Here is an 18412-nt window from a genome sequence, read left to right on the forward strand (position 1 = left end):
TGCGGGCCGGATCTTGATCGCAGGCGAAAAGGGGACCCGGATCGTATCAGAGGCCCCCGGCGCGGCCGCTGCCTGGCAGGGCTCGCGGCCAGCGTCGGCCGCCGCCCAGCAGCGCGTGGCCGCTGACGACCAGCACCCCCGCCAGCACCAGCCCGGCGCCGGCGACGAAGGCCGCGTCCAGGCGCTCGGCCAGCAGCCAGGCGCCGAAGACGACGCCGAGGATCGGCGTCAGGAAGGACAGCACGCCCAGGCGTGAGGCCAGGTAGTGGCGCAGCAGCCAGAACCAGACCAGGAAACTGGCGAACGAGACGATCAGCGCCTGGAAGCCGAGGTGGGCCCAGAAGGCCGGCGTCGCGTGCAGCGCGGTCTGGCCCGTCACCAGCGCCCCGGCGCCCAGCAGCACGCAGGCGCCGAGCAGCTGGTACAGCAGCGTCTCGGCCGCCGGCGCCTCGCTCAGCCGCGAGCAGCGGATGAGCACCGTCGTCGCGCCCCAGGAGGCGCCGGCGGCCAGCGCCAGCAGGTCGCCCCACAGCATTGACATCTGCATGGCCGTCGCCGTTCCGCCGCCGCGCCCGCCGAAGGCCAGCGCGATGCCGCCGAAGGCGACGGCGATGCCGGCCCATTGCAGCGGCCGCAGGCGCTCGGCCGGCAGCTTCAGGTGCAGGCCCACCGCAGCGAAGATCGGCGAGGTGTAGAGGAAGACGACGACGTGCGAGGCATGCGTGTGGCGCAGCGCCTCGGCGACGAACAGGTACTCCAGCGCGAACAGCAGCCCCACGCCCAGCCCCGGGCGCCAGCGTCCGGTGGCGCGCTGAACGCGCTCACCGCGCCAGGCCATCACGCCGGCCACCAGCAGCGCCGCGACGGCCGAGCGCAGCGCCACCATCAGCATCGGCGAGACGTCGTCCGCGGCAGCCTTCAGCGAGATCTGCTGCAGGCTCCAGAGCATGCACAGCAGCACCATGACGCCGACGGCCAGGCCGTCGAGGTTCTTGCGGGAATCCATCGGGGGGAGCGCGCCGGGCGCGCAGGCGGGAGGGTGAACGCGCACAGTGTCACGCTGTCGGAAGCTCGATGCATAGCGAATATCGGACAATGTGCAGCGTGGGGCCGCCAGCCGGGCCGCCCCGCAACCCGCCCCGATGAGCGCCGAAGACAACCCCCGTCACCTCCTCCAGCCCTACGCCGGCACGATCGACACGCCGGTCTGGTTCCGTGCCGCGCGCACGCCCGCCGACGCCGGGTATCCCACCCACCGCCACGACGGCGGCGAACTGGTCTACGCCTTCAGCGGCGTGCTCGAGATCGAGATCGCCGGCGCGCTCTACCTCGCGCCGCCGCAGTACGCGCTGTGGCTGCCGCCGGACGTCGAGCACCGCGCGCTGAACCGGCGCGAGGCGCACCATGCCTCGGTCTACGTCGCCGAGCCGCTGTGCGCGACGATGCCGCGCGAGGCTACGGCGATCACCGTCGACCCGTTGCTGCGCGCCCTGCTCGCCCACCTCGACCGCCATCCGCCGGCGGCGCCGCCCACCGAGGCCGAGGCACGGCTGCTGCAGGTCGTCGTCGACCGGCTGGTGGCCGCACCGCGTTCGGGCAGCTATCTGCCGGTCTCGCGCGACCCGCTGCTGGCGCCGGTGCTGCAGGCGCTGCAAGCTGACCCGGCCGACGAGCGCAGCGTCGCCGAACTCGCCGCCGCGGTCGGCACGACCGAACGCACGCTGGCCCGGCGCTGCCAGCGTGAGCTGGGCATGCCGCTGGCGGCCTGGCGCCAGCGCCTGCGTGTGCTGCGCGCGCTGGCCATGCTCGACGAAGGCCGCAAGGTCGAGGCCATCGCGCTGGACCTGGGCTACGCCGGCGCCTCGGCCTTCATCGCGATGTTCCGGCGCCTGATGGGCACCACGCCCGACGACTACCGCGGTCGCCGCGGCGACCTTGGAGTCCCGCGATGAGCGATTGGAGTACCCGCCTCGTCCAGCTGGCGCGCGCCGAATGGCAGCACCTGACCCAGGTGCAGCGCAGCGACCGCCTCTGGCAGATGCCGGTGGCCGCCGCGCTGGCCACCGGGCTGCCGCTGCTCGTCGGCGCCTGGTTCGGCCACATCGAGTTCGGCCTCGTGTCCTCGCTCGGCGGCATGGTCTTCGTGCATACGCCGAACACGCCGATGCAGCACCGCATGGTCGTGCTGATGGCCTGCGCCTTCGCGATGAGTGCCTGCTACGCCACCGGCGTGATCTGCCACTTCGCGCCCGGCTGGGCGGTGCCGGCGATCGCCTTCCTCACCGCCGTCGTGACGATGCTCGTGCGGCTGTACTCGATGGGCCCGCCGGGCAGCCTGTTCTTCGTGATGGCCGCGGCCATCGGCGCCTACACACCGGTGCAGGTCGAGGACCTGCCGCGTTCGGTGGGCCTGCTGTTCCTGGGCGCTTTCCTGGCGGTGCTGATCGCCTTCGCCTACAGCCTGTGGGCGCTGCGGCTGCGGGCGCCGCAGGAGCCGCCCGAACCCGCGCCGCCGAGCTTCGACTTCGTCGTCTTCGACTCGGTCGTCATCGGCGCCTTCGTCGGCCTGTCGCTGGCGCTGGCGCAGGCGCTGGGGCTGTCGCGGCCGTACTGGGTGCCGGTGACCTGCCTGGCGGTGATCCAGGGCGCGTCGCTGCGCGCGGTGTGGATCCGACAGCTGCACCGCGTGCTGGGCACCGCCGCCGGGCTGATGGTCGCCTGGGCCATCCTGTCGCTGCCGCTGGGGCCGTGGAGCGTGGCTTTCGTGCTGATGGGGCTCAGCTTCGTCATCGAGATCAGCGTCGTGCGCCACTACGGGCTGGCAGTGATGTTCATCACGCCGCTGACCATCCTGCTGGCCGACGCCGCGCACCTGGGCGCGGTGGCGCCGGGGCCGCTGGTGCAGGCGCGCTTCGCCGACACCGCGGTCGGCTGCGCCGTCGCGCTGCTCGGCGCCTGGTGCCTGCACGACCGGCGCTTCCGCGTGCTCGTCGGCCGGCCGATGCGGCGGCTGATCCCGCCGCGGCTGCTGCGCTGATCAGGCGCCGCCGATACCGACCGTGATGCGGCCCGTGCCGTCGCAGACCGGGCAGCAGCTGCCTTCGCTGATGCGGCCGCTGCCGCCGCATTCGGGGCAGACGGTCTCGCCGGTGCCCGGCGTGCCGGGGGCGGCCTGGTCGCCCGGCGCCAGAGGCGCGGGCGGCGCGGGTGGTGCCGGCGCGGCGGGCGCGGCCGGTGCGGAGGTCGGTTCGGGCAGGCTGGAGAAGCTGGCTTCGGTGCTCATCGTCGGTCCTCGCGCGGTGCACCCGGCGGCGGGCAAACGCCGCACCCGGCTTCAGGCCGCGGTCGCCTGCAGGCGCGTGCCCTGGCCGCCGTGCAGGTCCAGGTCGGCGCGGATCGCCTGCATCGCCGGCCAGACCGTGCTGCACCAGGCGGGCGCGACCAGCGTCGGCGCGCGCGCGGTGGCGCTGACGCGGTGGAACACCAGCTCCGGCGGCGTGCGCCGGATCAGCTCGCCGACCAGCGCCGCATAAGCCGGCAACTCGGGCGGTTCGATCTCGCCGCGTTTGTGCGCGACGGCCAGCCGGCTGCCGCGCGTGATCATCAGCGGGTGCAGCTTCAGGCCTTCGGCGCCGGCGTCGAGCACACGCTCCAGCGTCGTGACGGCATGCGCGTCGGTCTCGCCGGGCAGGCCGAGGATCAGGTGGGTGCAGACCGGCACGCCGGCAGCGCGCGCGCGCGCCACCGCGTCGGCATAAGCCGCCCAGCCGTGGCCGCGGTTCACGCGTGCCAGCGTCTCGTCGTGCGCGCTCTGCAGGCCCAGTTCCAGCCAGACCTCGTAGCCGCGTTCGCGATAGCCGGCCAGCAGCGCCAGCACCGCGTCGGGCACGCAGTCCGGCCGTGTGCCGACGGCCAGGCCGACGACGTCGGGGCTGGCGGTGGCCTCGGCGTACAGCCGCGTCAGCGTCTCGACCTCGGCATAAGTGTTGGTGTAGGCCTGGAAGTAGGCGATGTAGCGCGCCGCGCGCTTGAGCTCGGCGCGGCGTTCGGCCAGTTGCTGCGCCAGCGGCGCGTCGCCGTCGTCGGCGGCGAAGGACAGCACGCTGCAGAAGGTGCAGCCGCCGCGGCCCAGCGTGCCGTCGCGGTTGGGGCAGCCGAAGCCGGCGTTCAGCGACAGCTTGCGCACGCGTTCGCCGTAGCGCGCCTTCAGGTGGCGGCCCAGCGTATTGACGACGTCATCGAGGTTCACGGCCCCGATTGTCCGCCGCCGCGCGGCATCATCGGGCGATGGACTGCCGCGTCGCCGCCGCGCTCGCCGCCCGCCTGGGCGGCGCCTGGCACGTGCGCACGCTGGGCGCCAGCGGCTTCACCGCCACCTGGCGCGCCGACGGCGCGGGCGGGCCGCTGTTCGTCAAGACGCTGCCGGCGGCCGACGCCGACACGCTGGCCGCCGAGGCCGACGGGCTGCAGGCGCTCGCCGCCACGACCACCGTGCGCGTGCCGGCGGTCGCCGGCTGCTGGATCGACGACGGCCTGGCGCTGCTGGCCCTGGAGTGGCTGGAGCTGCGCGGCAGCCCCGACGGCGCACGCCTGGGCGCCGCGCTGGGCGCGCTGCACGCCGCGCCGGCCGAAGGCGGCGGCCGCTTCGGCTGGCGGCGCGACAACCGCCTGGGCAGCACCGTGCAGCGCAACGCCTGGAGCAGCGCCGGCGGGCTGGACGGCTGGATCGAGTTCTTCGGCCAGCGCCGCCTGATGGCGATGCACCAGGCGCTGGCCGCCGCCGGCGCGCCCGCCGCGCTGGGCCACGCGGTCGAGGCTGTCGTCGCCGCGCTGCCGCGTTTCTTCGACGACGGCCATCTGCCACGCGCCAGCCTGATCCACGGCGACCTGTGGAGCGGTAACCACGGTGCGCTGGCCGATGGCACGCCGGTGGTCTACGACCCCGCGGTCTCGGTCTCGGACGCCGAAGCCGAGCTGGCGATGCTGGAGCTCTTCGGCTCGCCGCCGCCGGGCTTCTGGCCGGCCTACCGCGCCACGGCCGGGCTGGCCCCGGGCTACGAGCGGCGCCGGCCGCTGTACCAGCTGCACCACCTGCTGAACCACGCGCTGCTGTTCGGCGGAGGCTACGTCGCGCAGTCGCTGCGGCTGGCCGAGCGGCTCTCACGCACCGCCTGAACACCGGTCAAGAAAAAGGCCGGCCCCGGCGAAGCGGGTCCGGCCTTCTGTCGGGTGTGCGGCGTGCTTCAGTTCACGCGCACGAGGTTCTCGCGCAGCGAGGCCGGCACGTCCTGCAGCAGCACGATCGAGATGCTGCCGTCGCTGGTCTTGTTGTTGTGCGCGGTGGCGTCGGCCGGCAGGCTGGAAGCCACGCTCTCCGGCGACAGCGTGTACATGTTGCCCGACAGCGGATCGACGACGAACCAGCCGATGAGGCCGCCGAAGATCAGGTTGCCCGCGATGTACCAGCCGTTGGCACCGGCGGCGACGGGGATGACCTGGGTCTTGTAGCCCGGCTTGGAGATCGTCACGGTGAACTTCTTGCCACCCCAGTAGCGACCGGTGCTCTTGTTGAGCGTGACCGAGGTCGGGGTCTTGCCGGCGAAGACCTGAATGCCGGACTCGTCGGTGATCATGATGTCGGCATCGCTGGGGGTGCTGCCGATGGGCAAGGTCTGCGTCGGCGAGCCCATGATCGTCGCGCAGCCGGTGAGCGCCGCGGCCAGCACGGCCAGCGCCATCGTTCTCTTCAACATTCTTCTCTCTCCAAAAGACCCGGATCGGTGCACGCGTCCGGCTGCCGGAACGCCGCCACGTCGGCGCTTGCGGAGCGCCACGTTACTGAACGTGAACCGGCGTGAACTTGATGGGCCCCAAGGCCGCCACCGGGCGGCACCACGCGATTGCGGGGACGCGGGGCAGCGTCCTACAGGCGGGCTCGCTCCAGACCGACGCGCGTGCAGGGTCCGCAGAGCGCCCAATGGCCGCCACCGTCCGAAGTTCAGGCCCGGCCATGCCGTTCCCGCCCGCCGACCCACCCCACCCCGAGGAAAGCGAACGCCTCGTCGTCCTGCCCGCCGGGCTGGCGACGGCGATCGCCATCGCGCTAGCCGTCGCCGCGCTCTACCTCGGCCAGGCGATCCTGGTGCCGTTCGCGCTGGCGGTGCTGCTGGCCTTCGTGCTCGACCCGCTGGTGACGCGGCTGCGCCGCGCCTGGCTGCCGCGTGCGGCGGCGGTGGCGATCGTCATCGCGGCGACGGTCGGCGTGCTCGGCGGGCTGTCGCTGTTCGTCGGCTCGCAGGTCGCCGAACTCGGGCGCGACCTGCCGAGCTACCAGAGCACGATCCAGAAGAAGCTGCGCACGCTGCGCCAGGCGGTGGTGCTCAACGGCGGCTCGCTGGGCGGCGCCTCGCGGGTCGTCGACGTCGTCGAGCGCGAGTTCGACGCCGCGCGCCGCGCGCTGCACCCCGGCCAGCCGGCCGCCGCCGACGCGCCGATGCGCGTCCGTGTCGACCCCGCGCCGGCTTCGCCGCTGGAGGCCCTGGCCGACGTCGCGCTGCCGGTGCTGACGCCGCTGGCCACCGCCGGCGTGGCGCTGGTGTTCCTGGTCTTCATCCTGATCGACCGCAGCGACCTGCGCGAACGCCTGCTGCGTTTTGCCGGCGCCGACCTGCGCCGCGCCACCGCCGCCGTCGACGAGGCGGCGCGCCGCGTCAGCCGCTACCTGACGGTGCAGCTCGGCGTGAACCTGGGCTTCGGCGCCGCGCTGGGCCTGGGGCTGTGGCTGATCGGCGTACCGGGTGCGCTGCTGTGGGGTGTGCTCGGCGCGGTGCTGCGCTACGTGCCTTACGTCGGCGGCCTGGTCGCGGCGGTCTGCCCGGCGCTGATGGCCTTCGCGGTCGACGACGGCTGGAGCCTGCTGCTCTGGACGCTGGCCCTGGTGCTGGCGCTGGAGATCGTCATCAACAGCCTGGTCGAACCCTGGCTGTACGGCGCCAGCGCCGGCATCGCGCGTGTCGCGCTGCTGCTGTCGGCGGCCTTCTGGGCGGCGCTGTGGGGGCCGGTCGGGCTGCTGCTGGCGACGCCGATCACGGTCTGCCTGGTCGTCATGGGCCGCCACCTGCGGCCGCTGAGGTTCCTGGAGCACCTGCTCGGCGCGACGCCGGTCTTCGACGCGCCGACGCGGCTGTACCAGCGCCTGCTGGCCGGCGACGTCGAGGAGGCGATCGAACTGGCCGAGCAGGAGGTGCGCAGCGGCTCGCTGCAGGCTTTTCTGCGCGACACCGGCGTGCCGGCGCTGCAGCAGGCCAGCCTGGCGCACGCGCGCAGCGGCGCCGAGCACCGCCATCGTGTCGTCTCCGGCATGGCCGCGCTGCTCCACGAGCTGCGCCAGTCCTCGCCCGCCCCGGCGCCGGCCGAAGGCGCGGCGCGCGTGCTGTGCATCGGCCTGCGCTCAGAACTCGACTCGCTGGCCGCCGAGATGCTGGCGCTGACGCTGGCCGCCGCTGGCGCCGACGCGCGCCACGTGCCGGCCGCAGGACTCAGCGTCGAGCAGATCGGCCGCCTGCCGCTGGACGGTGTCGACGCGGTCGTGCTCTCGGCCTTCAATCCGGCGCCCGAGGTCAACGCCCGTTTCGTCTGCCGCCGCTTGCGCCGCCGCGAGCCGGGGCTGCGCATCGTGCTGGCGCCGTGGAACGCGGCGACCACGCTGCGAACGCCGGAGGCCGCTGCCGACCTGGGTGTCGACCACGTCGCCGCGACGCTGGACGAAGCGGCGCTGCAGGCCTTGCCGCCGCGCACTGCCGGCGAGGCTGCGCCCGAGGCGCCCCGCACGCTGCCGGCCGGCGAACTGCAGGCGGCGTTGACGCCGGTGCTGCAGCGCGCCGTCGACGTGTTCGACGCGCCGGTGGCCTCGCTGGCCTTGCGCGACAGGCGCTGCCTCGTGTCGCCCGGCGCCGACGCGGCGCTCGGCACGGCGGCCTCGCGCCTGGCCGCCGAAGCCGCCGCCGCCTTCCAGCACACGAGCGTGGCCGCCGGTGCGCTGCCCGATCCGCAGCAGACGCTGGGCGGGCTGGTCGCGTCGGTCGCGCCGCTGCTCGACGACGCCGGCGGCCTGCGCGGCGCCCTCGTCGTCGCCCGCGCCGGGCCGCGCGGCGCGACGCCGGGCGAGCTGCGGCTGCTGCAGTCGCTGGCCCAGGAGGCCGCGCGTGCCGTGGCCAGCAGCAGCGACGGCGAGCCGCCCGCGCCGGCCGCCTCGGCCGCGCTGACGCCCCCGGGCCAGCCGGCGACGGCCTGACGGCGTCTCGTCCGACACGCGGCGGCGGTGCCTCCCGACGCCGGGCACCCGGCTTGCCCCGCGACGATGCGGTTCAGCGTGGCCCGTCCGGGGCCCGACCGCCGAGGAGCACGACATGAACGAGGGCCTGCCGATCGCCCCCCGTCCCGAAGACGACGCCCTGGAACGCGACGACGCCGCCTGGGCGCTGGGCTGCGAGGCCGCCCTGCCCTGGCTGATCGACGCGGCCGCGCCGAAGGACGAAGGCCGCGCCCTGCGGCCGCAGCCCGGGCGCGAGTGAGGCCGATGCGGCGTAGGACGCGTCCGACAGCGGCGCCGCGGCCGCTCCGACAGCCGCCTGCGGCCGCGACCGCCGGGCGCCGTGCCGGGAGGCTCCGCACAATGGGCGCCATCCCGCTGCCCGAGCCGCACCGACCATGCTGCACTGCGCCGCCGCCCTGCTGGCCATCGCCCTGTTCACCCCGCTCGTGGGTCTGGCCGACGGTGTGCCCGACACCGCCCAGATCCTCGCCCTCGGCGCACTCGCCGCGGGTCTGGCCTCGCTGCTGCAGCGCTTCCTGGGCCGCTGACCGACACGGGGCGCGCCGGTGAGCGCGCCCGAAGCCGGAGAGCGCCAGGCACGCGCCGAGTGGCAGGCCGACGGCGGCAACGCCGTGCTGCAACTGGCCGGCGACTGGCGCGGCATGCCCGCCGAACTGCCCGCCCCGCCCGGCGACGCCCGCCGCCTGCGCGTGCAGGCCCAGGACATCACCTGGGACGCCCGCCTCGCCTCGGCGCTGTGGCAGCTGCTGCAGCCGCTGGCCGCCGAGTCGCGCGAGCTGAAGCTCGACGGCCTGCCGCCCGGCCTGGCGCGCATCCTCACGCTGGCGCTGCCAGCGCCGCGAGCCGCGGCGGCGCCGCCGCCCGCCCCACGCTCGCGACGTCCGCACTGGGTCACCGAACTCGGCCACCAGAGCCACGACGCCTGGGAGCGCGCGCTCGCGACCCTGCGTTTCGTCGGCGAGCTGGTGCTGGCCTTCGGCCGGCTGCTGCGCGGCCGCAGCGACATGCGCGGCGCCGACTTCGCCTGGCAGCTCGACCAGTGCGGCCCGCGCAGCGTGCCCATCGTGTCGCTGGTCTGCGCGCTGGTCGGCCTGATCGTCGCCTACATGGGCGCGGTGCAGCTGGCACGTTTCGGCGCCCAGGTCTTCATCGCCGACCTGGTGACGATAGGCGTCGTGCGCGAGATCGCGCCGCTGATCACGGCCGTGATCCTGTCGGGCCGCGTCGGCGCGGCCTTCGCGGCGCAGATCGGCAGCATGGTCGCCGCCGAGGAGGTCGACGCGCTGCGCACGCTGGGCATCGCGCCGGTGGATCACCTCGCGCTGCCGCGCGTGCTGGCGCTGGCCGTCGTGACGCCGCTGCTGGCGGCCTACGGCGCGATCGTCGCGATGCTGATGGGCGGGCTGGTCGCGGTGGCGATCTTCGGCGTCGAGCCGCTGGCCTACCTGAACAACAGCGAGCGCGCGCTGGCCGTCGAGCATGTCGCCATCGGCCTGGTGAAAGCCGCCTGCTACGGCGTGCTGGTCGGCATCGCCGGCTGCCGCCAGGGGCTGGCCGCGGGCCGCAGCGCCCAGGCCGTCGGCGCGGCGACGACGAAGTCGGTCGTGCAGTCCATCGTCTGGATCGTCATCGCGGCCTCGGCGCTGACGGTGCTGTTCCAGCGCCTGGGCTGGTGAGCGCGCACGGCGCCCCGCTCGTGCGTGCCGAGCGCCTGACGATGGCCTTCGGCACGAACGTCGTGCAGCGCGACCTGGACTTCGAGATCCGCCGCGACGAAGTCTTCGTCATCGCCGGCGCCAGCGGCTGCGGCAAGAGCACGCTGCTGCGCCACCTCGTCGGGCTGCAGCCGCCGGCAGCCGGGCGCGTGCTGCACGGCGGCCACGACCTCTACGCCGCCGACGACGCCGAACTCGCCACGCTGCGCCACGGCTTCGGCGTGATGTTCCAGGCCGGCGCGCTGTGGACCTCGATGAGCGTGGGAGAGAACGTGATGCTGCCGCTGCAGCTCTTCACGACGATGGACGAGGCGCGCCGCGAAGCCGAGGCGCGCTTCAAACTCGCCCTCGTCGGCCTGGACGGCAGCTTCGACGCCGAGCCCTCGGCGCTCAGCGGCGGCATGCGCAAACGCGCCGCCATCGCGCGGGCGATGGCGCTGGACCCGCCGCTGCTCTTCCTCGACGAGCCCTCGGCCGGGCTGGACCCGCTGACCTCGGCGCGGCTGGACGAGCTGATACTGCAGCTGCGCGACGACTTCGGCACCACCGTCGTGATGGTCACCCACGAGCTGGAGAGCCTGATGGCCGTCGGCGACCGCCTGCTGTTCCTGGACGCGCAGACCAAGACCGCGACCGCGCTCGGCCCGCCGCACGAGCTGGCCCGCAGCGGCCCGCAGTCGGTACGCGAGTTCCTCGCCCGCGGGAAGCCGGCATGAAGCGGCGCGCCAACCCGACGCTGATCGGCGCCTTCGTGCTCGGCGCGCTGCTGCTGCTGGGCGCGGCGGCCTTCGCGATCGGCGGCGGGCGGCTGTTCGCTCGCACCGACCGTGCGGTGATGCACTTCAGCGGCTCGGTCTTCGGCCTGCCGGTCGGCGCGCCGGTGGTCTTTCGCGGCGTGCGGGTCGGCAAGGTCGAGTCGGTCGAGATCCGCCACGATCCGAGCAGCGACCAGTTCTCCATCCCGGTCTTCGTCGAGCTCGACCGCGGTGCGATCCGCAACCTCGACGGGCGCAGCGCCGAGGACCAGCCGCGGCTGGCGCTGCCGGCGCTGGTCGAACGCGGGCTGCGCGCCAAGCTGTCGATGCAGAGCCTGCTGACCGGCCAGCTCTACGTCGACCTGGACCTGCGGCCCGACGAAGCGCGTTCGCGCCGCGGTGCTTACCCCGGGCTGGTCGAGATCCCGACCTCGGAGACCACGATCCAGAACCTGAAGGCCCAGCTCGACGGCCTGGACGTCAAGCGCCTGGTCGACGACGTCGCCGCGATCGCCGCGTCGGCGCGTGCGATCGTCGCCGGCCCGCAGCTCGGCCAGGCCTTGAACGACCTGCAGCAGATCACCGCCAACCTGCGCGAAGTGAGCGAGCAGCTCGAACGCCGGCTGGGGCCGCTGGCCGACGGCGCCCAGGGCGCGCTGGGCAGCACCGACGCGGCGATGCGCCGGCTGGGCAGCGCCGCCGACGGCGTGCGCGCCTCGGCCGAACGGCTGGACACGCTGCTGGCACCCGATTCGCCGCTGATGGCGCAGCTGCAGCGCAGCGCCGAGGAACTGGCCACCGCCGCCGCCGGGCTGCGCCGCGCCACCGCCGAGGACTCGTCGCTGATGCGCGGCACCGACCGCACGCTGCAAGACGTGTCGCGCGCCGCGCGCGCCGTGCGCGAACTCGCCGACCTGCTCGAACGCCACCCCGAGGCGCTGCTGCGCGGCCGTGCCCCCGACGCCGAGGAGTCCCGCCGATGAGCCCTGCACCCTGCCCGCTGCGCCGCCGCCTGGTGGCCGGTGCTGCCCTCGTGCTCGCCGGCTGCGCCGCCGCGCCGACGCCACCGCGGCGCCTGTACCGGCTGGACAGCGCCGCGCCCGGCCCGGTGCCCGAGGCGTCGCCCGCTGCCGAGGTCTGGGCGCTGTCGCCGACGGTGGCACTGCCGGAGTATCTGCAGCGCGACGCGATCCTCGTCGCCGCCGGCGACACGCGGCTGCAGTCGCTGGACGGCGAACGCTGGGCCGAGCCGCTGCGCGACGCGCTGCCGCGCGTGCTGCGCGCCGACCTGGAGCGCCTGCGCGGGCCGGGCAGCATCTGGCTGGCGCCGCTGCCGGCGGGCCTGCAGGCGGCGCGCGTGCTGCGCGTCGAACTGGCCGAGCTGCACGCCCAGGCCGCGCCGCCGGGCGTGCGCTGCGTCGCACGCTGGTGGCTCGAAGACCCTGCCGGGCGCCAGCCGCCGCGTGCCGGCAGCGCGGCACTGCTGGAGCCGAGCGCCGGCAGCGCCGCCGAGGACATCGTGCGCGCCCACCGCCGCGTGCTGTGGCGGCTGGCCGAGCGCATCGCCGCGGGCTGAAACGGCCGGGCGCTTGTCCTACGGCCCGCGGGCCACTGCTCCGACCGGCCGCGGCCACCGCGCTGCCTACAGTGCAATGCCATCCACGGAGCACCGCCATGAAGATCTCGCCCCAGACCACCGAGGACGGTCGACGCCTGGCCGCCAAGCTCGAAGGCCAGCGTGTCGCGATGCTGACGCTGGAAGAGAACGGCGAGCTGACGAGCCGGCCGCTGACGCCGCTGGAACTCGACGACCACGGCCGCTTCTGGTTCTTCGTCTCGCGCCGCACGATGCAGCCCTTGCTGGGCCACGGCGCGCGCGAAGCCAACCTGGCCTTCGTCGACGTCCCGCGCGGCGTCTACGCCTCGCTGCCCGGTCAGGTGGACCTGGTCGACAGCCCCGAGCTGAAGGCGGCGCTGTGGACCGCGGCCGCGAGGCCTTGGTTCCCCGACGGCGAGCACGACCCCGACCTGGTGCTGCTGAAGTTCGCACCGCGCCGCGCCGAGGCCTGGGACGGGCCACACAGCGCCGTCGTGCGCCTTGCGGCGATGGCCGCTTCGGTGGTCGCCGCACGGCCGATCGGGCTCGGCGACCACGAACGGCTGGGCGGCCTGCCCCGCGACTGAACCACCAACGCGCGTCATGCGCCGGGCGGCTGGAGTCGCCCGACTGCCCCCGCCCCGGTCACCCGGCGCGGGGGCTTTTTTTGCGGCGGCGGCCGGCGCTCAGAAACGCTTGCGCCAGGCCACCGCCAGGCCGTTGCGGCGTGGGCGCAGCGACAGCGACGCGTCGCCCGAGAGCTGGACGCGCAGAGCGCCCCTCGGGATCGACACCGGGCCTTCGCCGTCCTCGAAGGCCAGCGCCGGGCGCGACAGGCTCTGCGCCGGCGGCGTGGCAAAGGCCGGCTCGGGCACGATCAGCAGGCGCGGCAAGGGGCGTTCGGCACGCGGCATGCGCAGGTCCAGCGCGCCGCCGCGCCCGTCGCCGGCCTGGCAGGACAGGCACAGCGGCAGCAACAAGGTGCCGCCCAGGCGGAGGACGGCGTTCATCGCGACACCTTGCGCGAGCGGCGGCGGCGCAGCGCGTCGAGCACGAAGCTGCCCAGCGCCAGCAGCAGGAAGACCACGAACAGCAGCTGCGCCACCTGCGCCGCACCCACGGCGACGCCGGTGAAACCCAGCGCGCCCGCGACCAGCGCGATGACGAAGAAGACGACGGCCAGTTGCAGCATGAGCCACCTCGCGTCCGGGTTCGGCCGGGGTGTCCGGCGCTTGGACTCAAGCGTAGGCAGCGGCCCGGCGGCGCCGGGTGGGAAGCGGCCATGCTGCGCTGTCGGTCGCATGCGAGGGCCTCTGTAGGAAGCGGCCGATCAGGCCGGGCCGAGCATGCGGCGCGCGTCGACCCAGGTGTCGAAGTGCTCGCCGTCGACGCCGGCGGCCAACGCCGCCTCGCGCAGCGTGAGACCGCGCGCCTGCGCGTCGTGCGCGATGGCTGCGGCACGGTCGTAGCCCAGGTGCGGCACGAGCGCGGTCACCCGCATCAGCGAACGGCCGAGCAGCGCCTGCATGCGCGCCTCGTCGGGCTGCAGGCCCTCGACGCAGTGCTCGGCGAAGCTGGCCGTGGCGTCGGCCAGCAGGCGCAGGCTGTCGAGCACATCCAGCGCGATCAGCGGCTTGTAGACGTTGAGCTCGAGCTGGCCCTGGCTGGCGGCGAAGCCGATCGCCGCGTCGTGGCCCAGCACCTGGGCGCAGACCATCGTCAGCGCCTCGACCTGGGTCGGGTTGACCTTGCCCGGCATCATCGAGCTGCCGGGTTCGTTGGCCGGCAGGCGCAGCTCGGCGAAGCCGGCGCGCGGGCCGCTGCCCATCAGCCGGATGTCGCCGGCGATCTTGGCCAGCGCCACCGCCAGCGTCTTCAGCGTGCCGTGCAGCAGCACCAGCGCCTCGTGCCCGGCCATCGCCGCGAAGGCGTTGCGCGCGACGACGAAGGGTTCGCCCAGGTCCTGCGCCAGGCGCTGCGCGACGCGCCGGCCGAACTCGGGATGCGTCGAGAAGCCGGTGCCGACCGCGGTGCCGCCGATCGCCAGCGCGCACACGCCCGGCAGCGCCTGTCGCAGCGCCGCGTCGGCCAGGCCCAGCTGGGCCTCGTAACCGGAGAACTCCTGGCCCAGCGTCACCGGCGTCGCGTCCTGCAGGTGCGTGCGGCCGACCTTGACGACGCCGGCCCAGGCCTCGGCCCGGGCGTGCAGCAGCGCGCGCAGCCGCGTCACCGCGTCCAGCAGCGGCCGCGCCTGCAGCGCGGCGGCGACGTGCATCGCCGTCGGAAAGACGTCGTTGGAGGACTGGCCGAGGTTGACCTCGTCGTTGGGGTGCACCAGCCGGCCCGGCCCGATCTCGCCGCCGAGCGCGCGCGAGGCCAGGTTGGCCAGCACCTCGTTGACATTCATGTTCGTCTGGGTGCCCGAGCCGGTCTGCCAGACGAGGAGCGGGAAGTGCTCGTCGAAGCTGCCGGCCGCGACCTCGGCGGCGGCGCGCGCGATGGCGTCGGCCTTGGCCGCGTCGAGCCGGCCGAGTTCGGCGTTGACCAGCGCCGCCGCGCGTTTGACCTGGGCCAGCGCGTGCACGATGGCCATCGGCATGCGCTGCGTGCCGATGGCGAAGAAGCGCAGGCTGCGTTCGGTCTGCGCGCCCCAGAGTGCGTCGGCGGGCACGTCGATGGGGCCGAAACTGTCGCGTTCCTCGCGACGGGCGGGGGCGGGAGGGCTCATCGCCCCCGCAGGGCAAGCGGCGCGCCGCCGCCCGGCTCAGCGTGCCGGCGGAGTGGGCGGGGCCGGCGGCACAGGCGGAGCCGGCGGCGTGCCCGGGACGACGGTCACCAGTTCACGCACGATCGCGCCTTCGGCGACCGAACCTTCCTGCTTGCCTTCGCCGCGCGCCAGGCGTTCGCACAGCGCGCGTTCGGACGGCGGCTGCACCTGGCAGCGGCGCAGCGCGTTGGCGCGCCAGTCTTCCGGCGTGCTGGCGTCGCCGAGCTTGCCTTTGCGGGCTTCGGCCAGCGCAGCACCGGCTTCGCGCAGGCAGGCCGTGCGCTCCTGGCTGCTGCTGCCGTTGAGGCAGGCGGCGCGGTCGCGTTCGTAACGCGCCTGGGGGCTGTCGGCGGCCGGGGCCGCGAATGCCGTGGCGGCCAGCGTGGCCAGCACGACGGCGAGGGGGAATCGTTGCATGGTGAGCCTCGAGAAAGAGGTGATCGGATCGCCGGGCACGCTGCGTGCCCGGGCACGGCGCGCGGCCTGAGCCGCGGGGGACACGATGTCGACCGAGCGTACACCCCGCCGGCGAGGCCGGCTTGCGACCCCGGCCTGGTGGCTGGCCTGGTGGACCTGCACGGTGCTGGCCGGCTGCGCCGGCACACCGGTCGCGCCGCGCCTGGACCCGGACCTGGCGCAAGGCCCGCCGCCCAGCACCCGCGCCGTGGCGCGCGAACTCGACCTGCACGGCCGCCGCGGCCGCCTGGCGCCGGCCGAACGCGAACGCCTGCTGGCGCGCGTCGCGGCCCAGGGCGACGGCGATCTGGTGCGCCGCCACCTCGCGGTGATGTCGGCCTTCGGCGACGCCGACCTCAGCGTCGGCAACCGCGCGCGGCTGCTGGTCGACGGGCCGGCGACCTTCGAGGCGATGTTCACGGCCATCGAGGCCGCACGCCACAGCGTGCTGCTGGAGAGCTACATCGTCGAGGACGCCGCGGTCGCGCGCCGGCTGGCGGCGCTGCTGGCGAAAAAGCGTGCCGACGGCGTGACGGTGGCGCTGCTGTACGACGCGGTCGGTTCGATCGGCACCGCGCCCGAGTTCTTCGACGGCCTGCGCGCCGACGGTGTCGCGGTCTGCGAGTTCAACCCGCTGGCGCCTGCGCCCGGGCGCGGCGGCGTCTGGGGCCTGAGCCACCGCGACCACCGCAAGATCCTCGTCGTCGATCGCGAGATCGGCTTCACCGGCGGCATCAACATCAGCGCCGTGTACTCGTCGGGCTCCTTCGGCCGGCGCGGGCGCGCCAAGGCGCCCGAAGCCGGCTGGCGCGACACGCAGATCGAGCTGCGCGGCAACGCCGCCGCGGCGCTCGAAGACCTGCTGCGCGACACCTGGCGGCACCAGCGCTGCCCCGGCGAGCTGGGGCCGCCGCGCGCGGGCGCGGGCGCTGCCGCCGGCGAGCAGCTGGTGCGCATCGTGCCGTCGGGGCCGTCCGAGCCGTACTCGCGGCTGTACACGCTGCTGCTGGCGGCGATCGACGCCGCGCAGCGCAGCGTGCACCTGACGATGGCCTATTTCGCGCCGACGCCGGAAATGATCGAGGCGCTCGCCGAAGCGGCGCGCCGCGGCGTCGACGTGCAGCTCGTGCTGCCCTCGCGCAGCGACTTCCGCCCGGTGCTCTACGCCGGGCGCAGCCACTACGGCCGGCTGCTGGAGGCCGGCGTGCAGATCCACGAACTGCAGGACGCGGTGCTGCACGCCAAGACCGCGGTCATCGACGGCGTCGTCTCGACGGTCGGCTCGAGCAACCTCGACTGGCGCAGCTTCGTGCTCAACGAGGAGGTCGACGCCGTCGTCGTCGGCGCCGAGCTCGGCAGCGCGATGGAGGCGCTGTTCGAGCGCGACGTCGCCGCCAGCCGGCCGGTGACGCTGGCCGACTGGCAGGCGCGGCCGCTGTGGCGGCGCGCCACCGAAGGCCTGGCGCGGCTGTTCGAGCGCTGGTGGTGAGGTAGTCCACCTCCTACCGGCGACTGCATTGCGCGCCGACAGCCGCGCGGGGCACAGGCTGCTGCCGCCGGCGCCCGGTTTTTCCAAGAATGGGTTCATCGCGGCCATGGCCGCATGACGCACAGAGGAGACCCCGATGCTTCACTACGCGCTCGCCTTCCTGGTCGTGGCCTTGATCGCCGCGGTCCTGGGCTTCGGCGGCATCGCGGCCGGCGCTGCCGGCATCGCGAAGATCCTGTTCTTCGTGTTCCTGGTGCTCGCCATCGGCGGGTTCCTCGCGAGCCTGCTGCGCAAACCCTGAAGGAGCTCACGATGAACCGACACGACAACTCCGCCCGCGCCGACGAACTGGCCGCCCGCGCGCAATCGGCCTGGGACGAAGGCCGGCGTTTCGCCGCCGAGGCCCACGACGCGATCGACGAAGGCGCGCGCTCGGCACGCCACGACGCCGCCGAAGCCTTCGGCCGCGCCCGCTCGCAGGTCGGCGACGCCGCCCGCCGCGGCTGGGACAGCGCCCGCGAGTTCGGTGCCGACGTGCGCCACCGCGTCGACGTCGCCGGCGAACGCACGACGGCGACGATCAAGGAGCAGCCGCTGAAGTCGGTGCTCGTGGCCGCCGCCGCCGGTGCCGTCGTCGCGCTGCTGATCGGCGCGCTGGCCTCGCAAGGCCGCACGCGCCGCTGAGGCCCGGCATGCACGACGACCGAGACGCCTGGCTGGACGACGTGCGCCGCTTGTACTACGGCGGCACGCCGCCGGCCGGCGACCGCGCCCCCCAGCCCACACCTCAGAACGCCGCGGCTTCGCGCCAAGGCAGCCCGTCAGAACCCCGATCCGAACGAAAGGAACCCCGATGAATTCCACCCGCCGTCCTCTTGCCGCCACCGTGATCGCCGCCGCCGTCGCGGCCCTGGCCCTGACCGCCTGCGGCCGCAACGACGACCGCAGCGCCGGCGAGAAGATCGACTCGGCCACCGCCGCGGCCGGCAACACCGCCGAACGTGCCGGCAACTCCGTCGAGAAGGCCGCCGAGCGCACCGGCGACGCGATCGGCAACGCCACCGACCGCGCCGGCGCGGCGATCGACGACGCGAGCGTCACCGCGCGCGTCAACGCCGAGCTGGCCAAGGACCCCGACCTGAGCGCGCTGCGCATCAACGTCGACACCGACGCCGGCCGCGTCGTGCTCAAGGGCAGCGCTCCCGACGCCGCGGCGCGCGAACGCGCGACGGAGATCGCCGCCCGCGTCGAGGGCGTGAAGGGCGTCGACAACCGCCTCGAAGTGAAGAAGAGCTGAT

Annotated in this window: 23 protein-coding genes; 15 read left to right on the plus strand and 8 right to left on the minus strand. The window is 74.5% G+C overall.

What is annotated here, in order from left to right:
• Nucleotides 1-46: 46 nt before the first annotated feature.
• Nucleotides 47-1006 carry a DMT family transporter gene (locus tag RGE_RS13840; protein ID WP_014429038.1) on the minus strand — a complete coding sequence of 320 codons (960 nt, stop codon included), beginning with the start codon at nt 1004-1006 and terminating at the stop codon, nt 47-49.
• Nucleotides 1007-1142: 136 nt separating this feature from the next.
• Here RGE_RS13840 and RGE_RS13845 point away from each other — a divergent pair, with 136 nt between their 5' ends.
• A complete protein-coding gene (locus RGE_RS13845; protein ID WP_014429039.1) occupies nt 1143-1952 on the plus strand; it encodes an AraC family transcriptional regulator in 810 nt (269 codons plus the stop codon).
• Entirely contained in the window at nt 1949-3037 is a 1089-nt protein-coding gene (locus RGE_RS13850; protein ID WP_014429040.1) for an FUSC family protein, read from the plus strand. Before RGE_RS13845 ends, RGE_RS13850 begins: the two co-directional genes overlap by 4 nt.
• Here RGE_RS13850 and RGE_RS13855 read toward each other — a convergent pair whose 3' ends face one another.
• Together RGE_RS13855 and RGE_RS13860 are read right to left on the minus strand one after the other, a co-directional pair.
• Entirely contained in the window at nt 3038-3283 is a 246-nt protein-coding gene (locus RGE_RS13855) for a hypothetical protein (RefSeq protein WP_014429041.1), read from the minus strand.
• A gap of 51 nt (nt 3284-3334) precedes the next feature.
• The gene (locus RGE_RS13860; RefSeq protein ID WP_014429042.1) at nt 3335-4249 is read right to left on the minus strand and encodes a TIGR01212 family radical SAM protein; all 915 of its coding nucleotides are present in this window, start codon (nt 4247-4249) and stop codon (nt 3335-3337) included.
• Nucleotides 4250-4287: 38 nt separating this feature from the next.
• On the opposite strand from RGE_RS13860, the gene RGE_RS13865 reads away from it, so the two are divergent.
• Nucleotides 4288-5175 (plus strand): fructosamine kinase family protein, encoded by an 888-nt coding sequence (locus RGE_RS13865; RefSeq protein ID WP_014429043.1) that lies wholly within the window; start codon nt 4288-4290, stop codon nt 5173-5175.
• A gap of 68 nt (nt 5176-5243) precedes the next feature.
• Here the strand turns inward: RGE_RS13865 and RGE_RS13870 are convergent, their stop codons facing one another.
• Nucleotides 5244-5753 carry a hypothetical protein gene (locus RGE_RS13870; RefSeq protein ID WP_043784110.1) on the minus strand — a complete coding sequence of 170 codons (510 nt, stop codon included), beginning with the start codon at nt 5751-5753 and terminating at the stop codon, nt 5244-5246.
• 257 nt (nt 5754-6010) lie between these two features.
• Here RGE_RS13870 and RGE_RS13875 point away from each other — a divergent pair, with 257 nt between their 5' ends.
• The 8 genes from RGE_RS13875 to RGE_RS13900 all read left to right on the plus strand — a co-directional run bounded on the left by RGE_RS13875 (nt 6011) and on the right by RGE_RS13900 (nt 12989).
• Nucleotides 6011-8293 carry an AI-2E family transporter gene (locus tag RGE_RS13875; protein WP_014429045.1) on the plus strand — a complete coding sequence of 761 codons (2283 nt, stop codon included), beginning with the start codon at nt 6011-6013 and terminating at the stop codon, nt 8291-8293.
• 115 nt (nt 8294-8408) lie between these two features.
• Nucleotides 8409-8573 carry a hypothetical protein gene (locus RGE_RS24395; RefSeq protein ID WP_014429046.1) on the plus strand — a complete coding sequence of 55 codons (165 nt, stop codon included), beginning with the start codon at nt 8409-8411 and terminating at the stop codon, nt 8571-8573.
• Between the two features lie 136 nt (nt 8574-8709).
• Nucleotides 8710-8862 carry a hypothetical protein gene (locus RGE_RS24305; RefSeq protein ID WP_014429047.1) on the plus strand — a complete coding sequence of 51 codons (153 nt, stop codon included), beginning with the start codon at nt 8710-8712 and terminating at the stop codon, nt 8860-8862.
• Between the two features lie 18 nt (nt 8863-8880).
• Nucleotides 8881-10011: an MlaE family ABC transporter permease gene (locus tag RGE_RS13880; RefSeq protein ID WP_014429048.1), complete on the plus strand. Its 1131-nt coding sequence runs from the start codon at nt 8881-8883 to the stop codon at nt 10009-10011.
• On the plus strand, nt 10008-10766 hold the full coding sequence (locus RGE_RS13885) for an ABC transporter ATP-binding protein (protein WP_014429049.1): 759 nt from the start codon (nt 10008-10010) through the stop codon (nt 10764-10766). The genes RGE_RS13880 and RGE_RS13885 overlap by 4 nt, the downstream gene beginning before the upstream one ends.
• A complete protein-coding gene (locus RGE_RS13890) occupies nt 10763-11788 on the plus strand; it encodes an MlaD family protein (protein WP_014429050.1) in 1026 nt (341 codons plus the stop codon). Before RGE_RS13885 ends, RGE_RS13890 begins: the two co-directional genes overlap by 4 nt.
• On the plus strand, nt 11785-12381 hold the full coding sequence (locus RGE_RS13895) for a PqiC family protein (RefSeq protein ID WP_014429051.1): 597 nt from the start codon (nt 11785-11787) through the stop codon (nt 12379-12381). The genes RGE_RS13890 and RGE_RS13895 overlap by 4 nt, the downstream gene beginning before the upstream one ends.
• Before the next feature lie 98 nt (nt 12382-12479).
• The gene (locus tag RGE_RS13900; RefSeq protein WP_014429052.1) at nt 12480-12989 is read left to right on the plus strand and encodes a pyridoxamine 5'-phosphate oxidase family protein; all 510 of its coding nucleotides are present in this window, start codon (nt 12480-12482) and stop codon (nt 12987-12989) included.
• A gap of 99 nt (nt 12990-13088) precedes the next feature.
• Here the strand turns inward: RGE_RS13900 and RGE_RS24415 are convergent, their stop codons facing one another.
• The 4 genes from RGE_RS24415 to RGE_RS13920 form a co-directional block, all read right to left on the minus strand.
• Nucleotides 13089-13412, minus strand: coding sequence for a hypothetical protein (locus tag RGE_RS24415; protein WP_014429053.1), 324 nt, complete (start codon nt 13410-13412; stop codon nt 13089-13091).
• Complete coding sequence (locus RGE_RS13910) at nt 13409-13594, minus strand: DUF1328 domain-containing protein (protein WP_014429054.1); 186 nt, start codon at nt 13592-13594, stop codon at nt 13409-13411. The genes RGE_RS24415 and RGE_RS13910 overlap by 4 nt, the downstream gene beginning before the upstream one ends.
• A 138-nt stretch (nt 13595-13732) precedes the next feature.
• The gene (locus RGE_RS13915; RefSeq protein WP_014429055.1) at nt 13733-15130 is read right to left on the minus strand and encodes a class II fumarate hydratase; all 1398 of its coding nucleotides are present in this window, start codon (nt 15128-15130) and stop codon (nt 13733-13735) included.
• 36 nt (nt 15131-15166) lie between these two features.
• Nucleotides 15167-15586, minus strand: coding sequence for a hypothetical protein (locus RGE_RS13920; RefSeq protein ID WP_050985649.1), 420 nt, complete (start codon nt 15584-15586; stop codon nt 15167-15169).
• A gap of 85 nt (nt 15587-15671) precedes the next feature.
• On the opposite strand from RGE_RS13920, the gene RGE_RS13925 reads away from it, so the two are divergent.
• The 4 genes from RGE_RS13925 (at nt 15672) to RGE_RS24920 (ending at nt 18411) form a co-directional block, all read left to right on the plus strand.
• On the plus strand, nt 15672-17114 hold the full coding sequence (locus tag RGE_RS13925) for a phospholipase D-like domain-containing protein (protein WP_014429057.1): 1443 nt from the start codon (nt 15672-15674) through the stop codon (nt 17112-17114).
• Nucleotides 17115-17250: 136 nt separating this feature from the next.
• Nucleotides 17251-17415 carry a DUF1328 domain-containing protein gene (locus tag RGE_RS23480; protein WP_014429058.1) on the plus strand — a complete coding sequence of 55 codons (165 nt, stop codon included), beginning with the start codon at nt 17251-17253 and terminating at the stop codon, nt 17413-17415.
• A gap of 11 nt (nt 17416-17426) precedes the next feature.
• Nucleotides 17427-17798, plus strand: a complete 372-nt coding sequence (locus RGE_RS13935; RefSeq protein WP_014429059.1) for a hypothetical protein — start codon at nt 17427-17429, stop codon at nt 17796-17798.
• 169 nt (nt 17799-17967) lie between these two features.
• The gene (locus RGE_RS24920) at nt 17968-18411 is read left to right on the plus strand and encodes a BON domain-containing protein (RefSeq protein WP_014429060.1); all 444 of its coding nucleotides are present in this window, start codon (nt 17968-17970) and stop codon (nt 18409-18411) included.
• Nucleotide 18412 lies beyond the last annotated feature (1 nt).

Origin of the sequence: Rubrivivax gelatinosus IL144, assembly GCF_000284255.1 — a bacterium.
GTDB lineage: Bacteria > Pseudomonadota > Gammaproteobacteria > Burkholderiales > Burkholderiaceae_C > Rubrivivax > Rubrivivax gelatinosus_A.